The sequence below is a fragment of the Bacillus sp. FSL K6-0138 genome, assembly GCF_037982765.1.
GTDB classification, from domain to species: Bacteria; Bacillota; Bacilli; order Bacillales; family Bacillaceae; genus Bacillus; species Bacillus glycinifermentans.
The window spans coordinates 2,797,488-2,810,651 of the sequence record NZ_CP150286.1 but is presented as its reverse complement, the minus strand read 5'-3'; the positions used below and the strand labels follow the sequence as shown (position 1 = coordinate 2,810,651).

The following is a 13,164-nucleotide window of genomic DNA, read 5'->3' as shown; positions in this document are numbered from 1 at the left end:
AGATGGCAGGAGAAGTTCTCTCCCAAAATGAAATTGATGCATTGCTTTCAGCGATATCGACCGGAGAAATGGATGCCGATGAGCTGAAAAAAGAGGAGACCGTAAAAAAAGTAAAAGTTTACGATTTTAAACGGGCGCTCCGCTTTTCAAAAGACCAGATCCGCAGTTTAACAAGGATTCACGATAATTTTGCGAGGCTGTTAACAACCTATTTTTCAGCACAGCTGAGAACGTATATCCAAATTTCGGTGAGCTCGGTTGACCAGGTTCCGTATGAGGAATTCATCAGATCCATTCCGAATATGACGATCCTCAATCTGTTTGAGGTTCATCCTCTTGAAGGGAGGATCATGATGGAGATCAATCCGACCATCGCCTATGCGATGATGGACAGAGTCATGGGCGGGATCGGAACGAGTCATAACAAAATTGACAGCATGACGGAAATTGAGACGAAAATCATGTCCAATCTATTTGAAAGCAGTCTTGCGAACTATAAAGACGCTTGGGAATCCATCGCGGAAATCGAGCCGGAAATGTCCGATTTTGAAGTGAATCCGCAGTTTGTGCAAATGGTTTCTCCTAATGAGACGGTCGTCGTCATTTCATTGAACACGCAAATAGGGGATATCAGCGGGGTCATCAATCTGTGCATCCCGCACGTCGTTCTCGAACCGATTATTCCTAAGCTTTCCGTCCATTATTGGATGCAATCTGACAGAATTGAGCCAAAACCGGAGGAAACAAAGTCAATCGAAAAGCGGATTATGACGGCCCGAATTCCGATTGTCGCAGAACTCGGAAAATCGGAACTCACAATTGAAGAGTTTTTACAATTAGAAATTGGCGATTGTATCACCTTGGACAAATCAGTAGCAGAACCTCTTACTGTTTTGGTCGGAGATAAACCGAAATTTCTAGGACAAGCCGGCCGCATGAATCGAAAAACTGCGATTCAAATTCTAGATCACGACATAAGAGGTGAAGAATATGGAGAATAACAATAGGTTATCACAGGATGAAATTGATGCGCTGCTGACGGGCGGCGATGACAATAACGGGGAGCAGCCGGAATCAGGACTGTCCCCGATGGAACAGGATACGATCGGGGAAATCGGAAACATTTCCTTTGGGAGCTCTGCAACAGCTTTGTCCACATTGTTAAACCAGAAAGTAGATATTACAACACCGACCGTTTCGGTTATTGAAAAGAGCCATTTAAACGAGGAATTCCCTCATCCTTATGTATCGATCGGCGTGAGCTATACGGAAGGCTTATCAGGCAACAACCTTCTGGTCATCAAGCAGGAAGACGCGGCGATCATCGCCGACCTGATGATGGGGGGAGACGGAACAAATGCAGATCCATCGCTCAGCGAAATTCATTTGAGCGCAGTTCAGGAAGCCATGAACCAAATGATGGGATCAGCAGCGACTTCCATGTCGACCGTCTTCAGCAAGAAGATCGACATCTCACCGCCTGAGGTAGATCTTCTTGACGTGAATGAAGGGGAAGGGACAGACCAGATCCCGAAGGAAGACCCGCTCGTTAAAGTATCTTTCAGATTGAAAGTCGGAGAGCTGATAGATTCCCATATCATGCAGCTTTACCCGCTTACGTTTGCGAAAGAATTGATAGATGAATTAACAAAGCCGCAGGTTGCAGATGAACCGGTACAGGCTGATGAACAACCTTCTGCTCCGGTACAGCCGGCGCCTGCCGCCGCTCCGCAAAGCGCGGCTCCTAAACAAGAGCCTGCCCCTAAAAGGCAAGGAACGGCAAAGGTTTCCGAGCCCGTACAAGTCACGCCGGCCGAGTTTGCGTCGTTTGATCCGCAGCCTGAAGGCCGCACCTCTATGAACAATCTCGACATGCTCATGGACATTCCTTTATCCGTGACGGTTGAGCTCGGCAGGACAAGCCGCAGCGTCAAAGAGGTGCTGGAGCTGTCGACAGGCAGTATCGTCGAGCTTGACAAATTGGCCGGTGAACCCGTCGACATCCTCGTCAACCAGCGGGTTGTCGCAAAGGGCGAGGTCGTCGTCATCGACGAAAACTTCGGCGTCAGGGTAACAGACATTTTAAGCCAGGCTGAACGAATCAGCAAATTACGATAACAACAGATTGATGAAGGAGAGATAAACAATGGCTTACAAGATTTTAGTAGTTGATGATGCAGCATTTATGAGAATGATGATCAAGGATATTTTGGTGAAAAACGGATTTGAAGTGGTCGCCGAAGCTCAAGACGGAGCGCAGGCAGTTGAAAAATATAAAGAGCATTCACCGGATTTGGTGACAATGGACATCACCATGCCGGAAAAAGACGGAATTACCGCTCTGAAAGAAATCAAAGAAATCGACCCGCAGGCGAAAATCATTATGTGTTCTGCAATGGGACAGCAATCCATGGTTATTGACGCGATCCAGGCCGGAGCAAAAGATTTTATCGTCAAGCCGTTCCAGGCTGACCGCGTAATGGAAGCGATCAATAAAACGCTGAGCTAAAGGGTGTACAAGTTGTTGAAAAAATCTCTTATTTTCATAGCCGGCATTTGTCTCACTCTTTTACTCGCTTTGCACACCGCCCCCGCCCATGCTGAGGAATCCGGCGACAAGACGGTTGATCAGCTGTTCGATAAAGGGGCCGGCAAAGACAGTCAGAAAAATGAAAAAGACAAGACGGAGAAAACAAGCAGCAGCAAATCTCTTAAGGAAGGGACGGAGACACCGTCTCCTTCCGTTTCCATATTTGATTTTGTCAAAATGATCGGCGCCTTGCTGTTTGTGATTTTTCTCATCTACGCGTTGGTCAAATTCATGAATAAACGAAACCGGCTGTTAAAACCGTTTCAGTACGTTGAAAACATCGGCGGTGCGCCGCTCGGCCAAAACAGGTCCGTACAGCTGGTGAAAGTGGGGAACAGGGTGCTTGTCGTCGGTGTCGGCGAAAACATTCAGCTCCTGAAGGAGATCGATGACGAACAGGATGTAAAAGAAATTCTCGCTCAGCATGAGGCTGCAATGAACAGCAAGATCGAATGGCAAAAATGGGTGGATCAAGTCAAAGGTCCGGGCGCGCAAAAACGAGGCGGGCTGCCTTCGTTTTCTGAATCGTTAAAAGCGCAGCTTGCAGAACTTAAACAAAACCATGCAAAAGGCAGAAAGAAAGGCCAAAATCAACATGAATGAATTTATCAATTTATTTAATTCAAGCGATGCGGCAAATGTCAGCGCCAGCGTCAAACTCCTGCTGCTGTTAACCGTGTTTTCGATCGCTCCGGGGATTTTGATCATGATGACGTGCTTTACAAGGATCGTCATTGTTTTGTCTTTTGTCCGGACATCTCTGGCAACGCAGTCGATGCCGCCAAACCAGGTGCTGATCGGACTCGCATTATTTTTAACCTTTTTCATTATGGGACCGACATTTTCAGAGGTTAACAAAGATGCCCTGACCCCGTTAATGGATAACAAAATCAGCTTGGACGAGGCCTACACAAAAGCCGAGGCTCCGATCAAGAAATTCATGAGCAAGCACACGAGACAGAAGGATCTGGCGCTGTTTATGAATTACGCGAAGATGAAAACGCCCGACTCCATTGATGACATTCCGCTTTCAACAATGGTGCCCGCGTTCATCATCTCGGAATTAAAAACCGCATTTCAAATGGGATTTATGATTTTTATTCCGTTTTTAATTATCGATATGGTAGTGGCGAGTGTTTTGATGTCGATGGGGATGATGATGCTTCCTCCGGTCATGATCTCACTGCCGTTTAAAATTTTGCTTTTTGTCCTTGTAGACGGCTGGTATTTAATCGTTAAATCTTTGCTGGAAAGCTTTTAGAGTAGGTGCTGAAAATGAGTTCGGAATTTGTTATATCGATTGCCGAAAGAGCGGTGTACGTAACGTTGCTCGTCAGCGGGCCGCTGCTTGCGCTCGCTCTTCTGGTGGGGCTGATCGTCAGCGTTTTTCAGGCAACGACCCAAATACAGGAACAGACTCTTGCATTCATACCGAAAATTGTCGCCGTTTTGGTGGGACTCGTCATCTTCGGGCCGTGGATGCTGTCGACGATTTTGTCTTTTGCAACCGAGCTGTTCTCGAATTTAAATCGTTTTGCAGGGTAGCTTGAACATGTCAATGATTGAATTAATTCCAGCCTTTTTACTTGTGTTTGTCAGGATCACGGCATTTTATGTAACGGTCCCTCTATTTTCTTATCGGACAGTTCCAGCTATTCATAAAATAGGTTTTGCATTTTTTCTTGCGCTTGTCAGTTTCAGCACGATCGAAAAGCCTCCCCACCTTGATGTTGACGGCTTTTACATGCTGCTTGTCATGAAGGAGGCGCTTGTCGGGCTTCTTCTGGGGCTCATCGCCTACATGATGCTGTCAGCGGTTCAGATTGCCGGATCGTTTATCGACTTTCAGATGGGATTCGCGGTGGCAAACATCATCGATCCCCAAACGGGGGCGCAAAGCCCGCTAGTCGGTCAATTTTTATACACGATGGCGCTGCTTTTGATGCTGAGCCTGAATGCGCACCATTTATTGCTCGATGGCATCTACTACAGCTATCAGTACATTCCGGTTGACCATCTCGGGCTGTCGTTTGGAAACGCGCAGTTTGCCGAGTTCATCGCGAAAAGCTTCAATACGATGTTCATTACGGCTTTTCAATTATCTGCACCCGTTGTTGCGAGCTTGTTTTTGGTTGATTTGGCGCTCGGCATCGTGGCGAGGACGGTGCCTCAGCTGAACGTCTTTGTCGTCGGTCTTCCGCTGAAAATCGCGGTCACCTTTATCATGCTTATCATCTGTATGGCGGTTATGTTCAGCATGATGCAAAACGTGTTCGAATTCGCCGTCAGGACGATGAGAGATCTACTAACTTTGCTTGGGGTGGCACGATGAAGCTGACGTTGGATTTGCAATTTTTTTCAGGTGAAAAAACGGAAAAAGCAACGCCGAAAAAACGGCGGGAGACAAGAAAAAAAGGACAGGTTGCCAAAAGCGCGGACGTCAATACCGCAGTTACGCTGTTTATCGTCTTTTTGTCCCTGCTGTTTTTCGGATCGTATATGAGGGATCATCTGCTCGGTCTCATCGAAAGGTTTTACCACGATCTGCTCATGATGAAGGTGACGGAGACCAATATCCCTGTACTCTTTCGGGATCTGTCGCTGGAAGCCGGCATGATTTTGGCGCCGATCATGCTTGCGGCTCTCATTTCAGGGGTTTTGAGCAACTACATGCAAGTGGGATTTTTATTCGCGCCTGAGGTGGTCAAGCCCGATCTTGCTAAACTGGATCCGCTGAAAGGGTTCAAGCGGATTTACAGCATCAGGGCGATCGTTGAGCTATTAAAATCCATTTTAAAGATCGTTGTCGTCGGAAGCGTGACCTTCACAGTCCTGTGGCAAAACTTCGGCGGAATTCTCAGGACCCCATTGCTGACCCCCGGAAAAGCTCTGTCATATGTCGGCTGGCTCTCCTTTTTGATGGGGGTGTCGGCAGCGGTTGCCTTGCTTTTTCTTGCGGCGCTCGATTACCTCTATCAGAAATTTGATTATGAAAAAAATATTCGGATGTCAAAGCAGGACATCAAAGACGAATACAAAAAGACCGAGGGCGACCCGTTGATCAAATCCAAGATCAAGCAAAAGCAAAAAGAAATGGCGATGCGCCGCATGATGCAGGAGGTTCCGAAGGCAGACGTCATCATTACGAACCCGACCCATTATGCGGTCGCCTTGAAATACGACGAAAACAAAATGGATGCTCCGTTTATCGTGGCCAAAGGGGTCGATCTGGTGGCCCTGAAAATCAGACAGATTGCAAAAGAGCATGACGTCATGACGGTTGAGAACAGACCGCTTGCAAGAGCGCTCTATGATCAGGTTGAGATTGAACAGGCCGTACCGGAAGAATTTTTCAAAGCCATAGCCGAAATCCTGGCTTATGTGTATAAAGCAAAGCAAAAAATATGAATTTTTCAGTTTTAAAAGGAGAGAAACAGCATGTCAGCAAGAGATTTATCAGTTTTATCAGGCGTTGTCCTCATTGTGGCAATGCTTATCATACCCTTTCCACCATGGTTGTTGAGCGTTTTAATTATCGTGAATATTTCTCTTGCGTTAATCGTGCTTCTCACCACAATGAACATGCAAGAACCGCTGCAGTTTTCGATTTTTCCTTCATTATTGCTGCTGCTGACGCTGTTCCGATTAGGGCTTAACGTTTCAACGACGCGCTCGATCCTTTCAAACGGAGACGCGGGCAAAGTCGTTGAGACGTTCGGATCATTCGTCGTCGGCGGCAATGTGTTAGTCGGTCTTGTCGTCTTTATTATTCTGATCATCATCCAGTTTATCGTCATTACAAAAGGGGCGGAGCGGGTTTCCGAAGTCGCTGCGAGATTTACGCTTGACGCCATGCCGGGAAAACAGATGAGCATTGATGCTGATCTGAACGCCGGAATGATTACTGAGCATGAAGCGAGGACGCGCCGGGAAAAAGTCGCGCGCGAAGCGGATTTCTACGGGGCGATGGACGGTGCCAGTAAATTTGTCAAAGGCGACGCCATCGCAGGGATCATCATCGTGCTGATCAACGTGCTTTGCGGCATCGTCATCGGCATGCTGCAAAAACAGATGACCATTCAGGAAGCCGCATCCCACTTCACGCTGCTGTCCGTGGGGGACGGTATTGTATCACAGCTGCCCGCGCTTTTGATTTCGACGGCAACGGGTATCGTCGTCACGAGAGCCGCCTCGGACGGCAACCTCGGACAGGATATTACAGGCCAGCTGTTTGCCTATCCGAAGCTTTTATACGTGACAGCCGGTACGATTTTTGCGCTCGGGATTTTCACGCCGATCGGACTCCTTTTGACAGGGCCGCTCGCCCTTCTCCTCGCTTTTGGCGCCTACATGCTTTCTAAGGCCGGTCAAGAGAAGGAGAAAGTGGAAGATATTTTAGAGGAAGAAGCCGAAGTCGATGAGCTGAAAAGCCCGGAAAGCGTCATACACCTGCTTGATATCGATCCGATCGAATTTGAATTCGGCTACGGGCTGATTCCCCTGGCTGATGCGAATCAAGGCGGAGACCTTTTGGACAGGATCGTCATGATCAGGCGCCAGCTTGCGATCGAACTCGGACTCGTCATTCCGGTCGTCAGAATCAGGGATAACATTGCCCTGCAGCCGAACGAGTACAGGTTGAAAATCAAAGGAAATGAAGTGGCGAAAGGCGAGCTTCTCCTTGACCACTATTTGGCGATGTCCCCGACGGGTGAGGACGATGACATCGAGGGGATTGACACGGTCGAACCGTCCTTTGGCCTTCCGGCTAAATGGATACCAGAGTCTCAAAAGGATCAGGCTGAAATGCTCGGATATACGGTCGTCGATCCTGCTTCAGTCGTCTCAACCCATATTACGGAACAGGTGAAAAAGCATGCCCACGAACTGCTCGGCAGACAGGAAACAAAGCAGCTCATCGACCATTTGAAAGAATCGTATCCGGTTCTCGTCGAAGAGGTGACGCCGAATCCTCTGTCTGTCGGCGACATTCAAAAAGTGCTTGCTAAGCTTCTGAAAGAAAAAGTATCCATCCGGAATCTGGTGACGATTTTTGAAACATTGGCTGACTACGGAAAACTGACGACGGATTCTGACATGCTGACCGAATATGCACGGCAGTCTCTCGCCAAGCAGATTACCGCACAGTATGCAAAAGAAAACGAGATGCTGAAGGTCGTGACCTGCTCAGGACGCGTTGAGAAGGCGGTAGCTGAAGGCATCCAGCAGACCGAACACGGCAACTATTTATCTCTTGAACCGTCAATCTCGGACAATATCATTCAATCTGTAGCAAGGGAAATCGAGCAGCTTTCCTTAAGGCAGGAAGTGCCGATTCTCCTCTGTTCACCGCCGGTCAGGATGTACGTCAAACAGCTTTTGGAGCGGTATTTCCCTGATCTTCCGGTTCTGTCATATAACGAACTGGAGGCCAACGTAGAAGTTCAAAGTATCGGAGTGGTGGATATCCAATGAGAATCAAAAAATTTGTAGCCGGTTCGATGCAGGAAGCCACAAAGCAAATTAGACACGAGCTTGGAAATGACGCCGTTATCTTAAACTCCAAAAAGATTCAGATGAGGCGCTTCCTCGGACTCGTCAAAAAACAGGGCGTTGAAGTGATCGCCGTTGTCGATCAGGACTTTTCCGATACGAGAAAAACGAAGCAGCAGCAGGTGCAGCCTGCTTTTCGCGAGCCCGCTTTCCTCCCGGAAAACCCGGTGCAGCTTGAGCTTGCAAGCCAGGTGAAAGAGCTGAAGGCGCTTTTAGAAACGCGGCACGAACAGCCTGCCGATGTGCTGCCGGAGCCTTTAAAACAAACAGACAGGCTCCTGGCGAAACAAGGGGTATCGCAAGCGATCCGGACGAAAGCGTTGAGCAGGCTGCTCAGCACGTCCTTCCAGGCGGGGGAACAATGGACGGATGACAAAGCGCTTCGCCGTGTAACCGAGATTTTAGCAGAGCTTCTTCCGGAAAATCCGGAAGAAAATGCGGCGATCCGTTCGAAATATATCGTCCTTTTTGGATCGACCGGCGTCGGCAAAACGACGACGCTTGCCAAACTTGCCGCCTCATCGGTGCTTGAGAAGCAAAAGAAGATCGCCTTCATTACAACGGACACGTACCGGATCGCCGCGGTTGAGCAATTGAAAACGTATGCCGAACTGTTAAATGCACCGCTTGAAGTGTGCTATACGAAAGAAGAATTTAAAACGGCCCAGCAAAAATTCGCCGATTTCGATCATGTGTTTATCGATACGGCGGGCCGCAATTTTAAAGACGGGCAATATGTCAGGGAACTGAAGGAAATCATTCCGTTTGAGCGGGGGATTCAGGCGTTTCTCGTTTTGTCCGCCACAAGCAAATACGAAGATATGAAAGAGCTCGTCAAGCAGTTTTCAAGCATTCCGATCGATCAGCTCATTTTAACGAAGGTGGATGAAACCGACTCGCTCGGAAGCGTCATGAATCTGCTTGCCGAATCGAGGATCGGCCTCGGCTATATTACCAACGGCCAGAACGTTCCCGAAGATATTCGTTCTGTATCAAATGCATCTTTTGTCAAATTGCTTACGGGGTGTTGAACATGGATCAGGCAGAAAGCTTGAGAAAGCGAATGGAAGAGCGATTTGCCGGGACGCCCGCCGTCTATCGCAATAAAGCGAAAACGCTGGCGGTTGTCAGCGGAAAAGGGGGCGTCGGGAAATCGAACATATCGCTTAATACGGCGCTGGCATTATCCGACAAAGGGAAAAAAGTTCTTGTCATCGATCTTGATGTGGGAATGGGCAATATCGACATCTTGATCGGCCGCCAGGCGCTTTATACCGTCGTGGACGTGCTGAATCACAAAATGCCGATTCACCGCGCTTTGTCAACGGGCCCGAAAGGCATCCGGTATATTTCCGGAGGAACCGGGCTCAACACGATGTTCGAATTAAGCAGAGACAAATGGGCGTTTTTTCTGAAAGAACTGTCAACTGTCATCAATGATTTCGACCTTGTCGTGTTTGACATGGGAGCGGGACTGTCAAAAGACCAGTTGCCATTCGCCCTTTCAGCGGATGAAATTCTGGTCGTCACCACCCCTGAGCCGACGTCGATTATGGATGCATACAGTGCGATCAAGCATTTGACTTTAAACGGACCGGAGCTCAGGCTGAAGGTCGCCGTCAACCGCTGCATGAACCAGAAAGACGGAATTTCTGCTTTTTTGCGGCTCTCGAATACGGTGAACGCATTTTTGCAGCAAAAATTGGAATACGCCGGACCGATTCCCGAAGATCCTCTAGTGTCAAAAGCAGTCGTCGAGCAGCAGCCGTTTTTGATCAGACATCCGCGCTCCAAGCTGAGCAGCGCGGTTTATCTTTTGGCGGACTCACTGCTTGAAAGCGGCACGGTGAAGACGGGAGGAAACCGGTCATTTATTGATAAATTATCTTCATTTTTCAGAAGGGGTAATGCTACATGATTCGTGTTCTTGTCGTTGATGACTCTGCTTTTATGAGAAATATGATCACCGAGTTTTTAACATCCAATCAACAGATTGCTGTAGCGGGAACGGCAAGAAACGGGGAGGAGGCCCTCCAAAAAATCGAGGAGCTCCGCCCGGATGTGGTCACATTGGATATCGAAATGCCCGTGATGGATGGAAAAGAAACATTGAAACACATCATGGCCAAAAGGTCCCTTCCGGTCATCATGGTATCAAGCCTGACACAGCGCGGAGCGGATATTACCATCGAGTGTCTGGAGATCGGTGCAGTCGATTTTGTCGGAAAGCCGTCAGGCTCGATTTCATTCGATTTATACAAAGTAAGGGAAGAATTGATAGAAAAGGTTTTGGCAGCCGGACGGGCGAAAGTAAATCCTGCCTCAGCCCGCTTGCCTCACCCAGCGCCTCTTCAAACACCCGCTGCAAAAAGCGGCGGCCGGTTCATTCCTTCCGGGGCTTCTAAACAGCTGGTCTGCATCGGTACATCGACAGGGGGGCCGAAAGCGCTGCAAAGAGTGCTGCCGAAGCTGCCCCGTACGCTGAAGGCGCCTGTATTTGTTGTCCAGCATATGCCGGCGGGGTTTACGGCTTCACTTGCAAACAGGCTGAACTACCTCTCAGAAGTAACCGTAAAGGAGGCTGAACACGGCGAGAGAGCAAAAGCCGGATGGGTCTATATCGCGCCGGGCGGAAAAAACATGACGGTGCACCTTGCAAACGGCGAACTTGTGATTTCGCTTGATGACAGGGACACAGGCAGCCGCCACAAACCGTCTGTCGACTACCTGTTCAACTCGCTGTCGACGCTGACAGGCTTTGAAAAAATCGCCGTGATCATGACGGGCATGGGATCGGACGGAACAGAAGGCGTCAAAAGCCTCTTGAGACATTCGCGGGGTCCGGTAATCGCCGAGTCGGCAGAATCCTGCGTCGTCTTCGGGATGCCCAAAGCGGTCATTAACAACGGACTAGCAAATGATGTTAAGCATGTTGACGAAATAGCTGCAGCTATTATGACGTATACGAAATAAAGAGAGGGCGTGACTTAAATGGAGATGAATCAATATTTAGACGTCTTTATAGAAGAAAGTAAAGAACATTTGCAAACCTGTAATGAAAAACTGCTCGAGCTCGAAAAAAATCCATCAGACCTGCAGCTTGTCCACGATATTTTCAGGGCGGCCCATACGCTAAAAGGCATGAGCGCCACGATGGGCTATGAAGATATGGCGCATTTGACGCACAGCCTAGAAAATGTGCTGGATGCCATCCGGAACGAGGAGATGACGATTACGTCAGAATGGATGGATATCATGTTTGAAGCGCTCGACGATCTGGAGGCGATCGTCCTTTCGATCATCGAAGGCGGCGACGGAAAACGGGATGTTTCAGAAGTCTGCGCCAAGCTTGATGTCACAGGAGCCGGCAAGGAAACGGCGGCAGCGGCCGAAGCCCCTGAAGCGGCACCTTCCAAATCGAAATGGTCCTATGACGAGTTCCAAAGAACCGTCATTGCAGAGGCGGAAGAACAGGGCTTTAAATGCTATGAAATCACCGTTTCTCTTAAAGAGGATTGCTTGCTTAAAGGCGTCCGCGTCTACATGGTGTTTGAACAGCTGAATGAAATCGGCGAAGTCGTCCAAACCATTCCGGAAACGGAAGTGCTGGAAGCCGAAGACTTTGACTCCGAATTTGTAATTTGTTTTTTAAGCAAACACAATGAACAGGATATTTTCAATAAAATTAACGGCGTCTCAGAAATTGAAAAGGTCGAAGTGACTGAGCTGAAAATCGATGCTGCAGCACCTGAAGAGGAGAAGGAGGGCGCCGAAAAAGAAGCAGCTCCGAAACAGCCGGAGAAAAAACCGGAAAAGCCGGCAAAACAGGCAAATGACAAAAAAGAACCGGCAAAACCTGCGGCCGGCGGCGGAACGAAAACGATCCGCGTCAACATTGACCGCCTCGATTCACTGATGAACCTCTTTGAAGAGCTTGTCATTGACAGAGGCCGTCTCGAGCAGATTGCAAAAGAGCTTGACCATGGCGAATTAACGGAAACCGTCGAACGGATGACACGAATTTCCGGAGATCTCCAATCGATCATCCTCAATATGAGAATGGTGCCTGTCGAAACCGTATTCAACCGTTTTCCGCGCATGGTCCGCCAACTGACGAAAGAGCTGAACAAAAAAATCGAGCTTTCCATTTTCGGAGCGGATACAGAGCTTGACCGGACAGTGATCGATGAAATCGGCGATCCGCTTGTCCATCTGCTGCGAAACAGCCTTGACCACGGAATCGAAGCCCCTGAAGTCAGAGCGAAAAACGGAAAGCCTGAAACAGGACACGTCCGGCTGAAAGCATACCACAGCGGAAACCACGTCTTTATCGAGGTTGAAGATGACGGAGCGGGCATCAACCGCAAAAAAGTGCTTGAAAAAGCGATAGAGCGAAATGTCATTTCTGAACGTGATGCGGAAACGATTGAAGATCATGAAATCGATGCGCTCATTTTTGCGCCGGGATTTTCGACCGCGGATCAGATTTCGGATATTTCCGGCCGCGGCGTCGGCCTGGATGTCGTCAAAAGCAAGCTTGAATCATTGGGCGGATCTGTCAGCATCAAATCAACCGAAGGGGAAGGGTCGCTGTTTTCAATCCAGCTTCCGCTGACGCTGTCGATCATCTCTGTGCTTCTCGTCAAGCTTGAAAAAGAAACGTTCGCGATTCCGATTTCTTCTATTATAGAAACGGCCGTCATCGATAAGAAAGACATTCTTCTGACACACGACCGCGAAGTGATTGATTTCAGGGGCCATATCGTACCGGTGGTTTACCTGAAAGAAGAGTTTAACGTTGAGGATTCATCAGACGATCTCGACCAGCTCCATGTCATCGTCGTGAAAAAGGGAGACAAGCTGACCGCGTTTGTCGTCGACTCTTTCATCGGCCAGCAGGAAGTCGTCCTAAAATCGCTTGGCGATTATTTGACAAACGTCTTTGCAATATCAGGAGCGACGATCCTTGGAGACGGACAAGTCGCGCTGATCATTGATTGCAACGCCCTTATTAAATAGAG

Annotated in this window: 13 protein-coding genes; all 13 read left to right on the top strand. The window is 48.6% G+C overall.

What is annotated here, in order from left to right:
• Nucleotides 1-2: 2 nt before the first annotated feature.
• Genes fliM through MHB78_RS14915 form a run of 13 tightly spaced genes read left to right on the top strand, consistent with a single transcriptional unit; the run spans nucleotide 3 to nucleotide 13,162 of the window.
• Entirely contained in the window at nucleotides 3-1,001 is a 999-nt protein-coding gene (gene fliM / locus MHB78_RS14975) for a flagellar motor switch protein FliM (protein WP_046128953.1), read from the top strand.
• A complete protein-coding gene (gene fliY / locus MHB78_RS14970) occupies nucleotides 991-2,118 on the top strand; it encodes a flagellar motor switch phosphatase FliY (protein ID WP_046128952.1) in 1,128 nt (375 codons plus the stop codon). The genes fliM and fliY overlap by 11 nt, the downstream gene beginning before the upstream one ends.
• 28 nt (nucleotides 2,119-2,146) lie before the next feature.
• A complete protein-coding gene (locus MHB78_RS14965; RefSeq protein WP_003181796.1) occupies nucleotides 2,147-2,509 on the top strand; it encodes a response regulator in 363 nt (120 codons plus the stop codon).
• 15 nt (nucleotides 2,510-2,524) lie between these two features.
• Entirely contained in the window at nucleotides 2,525-3,193 is a 669-nt protein-coding gene (gene fliZ, locus MHB78_RS14960; protein WP_046129017.1) for a flagella biosynthesis regulatory protein FliZ, read from the top strand.
• On the top strand, nucleotides 3,186-3,851 hold the full coding sequence (gene fliP / locus MHB78_RS14955) for a flagellar type III secretion system pore protein FliP (RefSeq protein ID WP_046128951.1): 666 nt from the start codon (nucleotides 3,186-3,188) through the stop codon (nucleotides 3,849-3,851). The genes fliZ and fliP overlap by 8 nt, the downstream gene beginning before the upstream one ends.
• A gap of 14 nt (nucleotides 3,852-3,865) precedes the next feature.
• Entirely contained in the window at nucleotides 3,866-4,135 is a 270-nt protein-coding gene (gene fliQ, locus MHB78_RS14950) for a flagellar biosynthesis protein FliQ (RefSeq protein WP_046128950.1), read from the top strand.
• Nucleotide 4,136: 1 nt separating this feature from the next.
• Nucleotides 4,137-4,922, top strand: a complete 786-nt coding sequence (gene fliR / locus MHB78_RS14945; protein WP_099047037.1) for a flagellar biosynthetic protein FliR — start codon at nucleotides 4,137-4,139, stop codon at nucleotides 4,920-4,922.
• Nucleotides 4,919-5,998 (top strand): flagellar biosynthesis protein FlhB, encoded by a 1,080-nt coding sequence (gene flhB / locus MHB78_RS14940; RefSeq protein WP_046128948.1) that lies wholly within the window; start codon nucleotides 4,919-4,921, stop codon nucleotides 5,996-5,998. Before fliR ends, flhB begins: the two co-directional genes overlap by 4 nt.
• A 30-nt stretch (nucleotides 5,999-6,028) precedes the next feature.
• A complete protein-coding gene (flhA, locus tag MHB78_RS14935) occupies nucleotides 6,029-8,065 on the top strand; it encodes a flagellar biosynthesis protein FlhA (protein ID WP_046128947.1) in 2,037 nt (678 codons plus the stop codon).
• A complete protein-coding gene (gene flhF / locus MHB78_RS14930) occupies nucleotides 8,062-9,174 on the top strand; it encodes a flagellar biosynthesis protein FlhF (protein ID WP_046128946.1) in 1,113 nt (370 codons plus the stop codon). The genes flhA and flhF overlap by 4 nt, the downstream gene beginning before the upstream one ends.
• A 2-nt stretch (nucleotides 9,175-9,176) precedes the next feature.
• Nucleotides 9,177-10,061, top strand: a complete 885-nt coding sequence (locus tag MHB78_RS14925; protein WP_046128945.1) for a MinD/ParA family protein — start codon at nucleotides 9,177-9,179, stop codon at nucleotides 10,059-10,061.
• Nucleotides 10,058-11,116: a chemotaxis response regulator protein-glutamate methylesterase gene (locus tag MHB78_RS14920; RefSeq protein ID WP_065894400.1), complete on the top strand. Its 1,059-nt coding sequence runs from the start codon at nucleotides 10,058-10,060 to the stop codon at nucleotides 11,114-11,116. The genes MHB78_RS14925 and MHB78_RS14920 overlap by 4 nt, the downstream gene beginning before the upstream one ends.
• Nucleotides 11,117-11,134: 18 nt before the next feature.
• Nucleotides 11,135-13,162 carry a chemotaxis protein CheA gene (locus tag MHB78_RS14915; protein ID WP_046128943.1) on the top strand — a complete coding sequence of 676 codons (2,028 nt, stop codon included), beginning with the start codon at nucleotides 11,135-11,137 and terminating at the stop codon, nucleotides 13,160-13,162.
• Nucleotides 13,163-13,164: the final 2 nt, after the last annotated feature.

Coding starts and splice junctions, on each gene's coding strand:
- MHB78_RS14965 (WP_003181796.1), top strand. CDS start 2,147: ATGGCTTACAAGATTTTAGTAGTTGATGATGCAGCATTTATGAGAATG.
- fliQ (WP_046128950.1), top strand. CDS start 3,866: ATGAGTTCGGAATTTGTTATATCGATTGCCGAAAGAGCGGTGTACGTA.
- flhF (WP_046128946.1), top strand. CDS start 8,062: ATGAGAATCAAAAAATTTGTAGCCGGTTCGATGCAGGAAGCCACAAAG.
- fliM (WP_046128953.1), top strand. CDS start 3: ATGGCAGGAGAAGTTCTCTCCCAAAATGAAATTGATGCATTGCTTTCA.
- flhB (WP_046128948.1), top strand. CDS start 4,919: ATGAAGCTGACGTTGGATTTGCAATTTTTTTCAGGTGAAAAAACGGAA.
- flhA (WP_046128947.1), top strand. CDS start 6,029: ATGTCAGCAAGAGATTTATCAGTTTTATCAGGCGTTGTCCTCATTGTG.
- fliP (WP_046128951.1), top strand. CDS start 3,186: ATGAATGAATTTATCAATTTATTTAATTCAAGCGATGCGGCAAATGTC.
- fliY (WP_046128952.1), top strand. CDS start 991: ATGGAGAATAACAATAGGTTATCACAGGATGAAATTGATGCGCTGCTG.
- MHB78_RS14920 (WP_065894400.1), top strand. CDS start 10,058: ATGATTCGTGTTCTTGTCGTTGATGACTCTGCTTTTATGAGAAATATG.
- MHB78_RS14925 (WP_046128945.1), top strand. CDS start 9,177: ATGGATCAGGCAGAAAGCTTGAGAAAGCGAATGGAAGAGCGATTTGCC.
- MHB78_RS14915 (WP_046128943.1), top strand. CDS start 11,135: ATGGAGATGAATCAATATTTAGACGTCTTTATAGAAGAAAGTAAAGAA.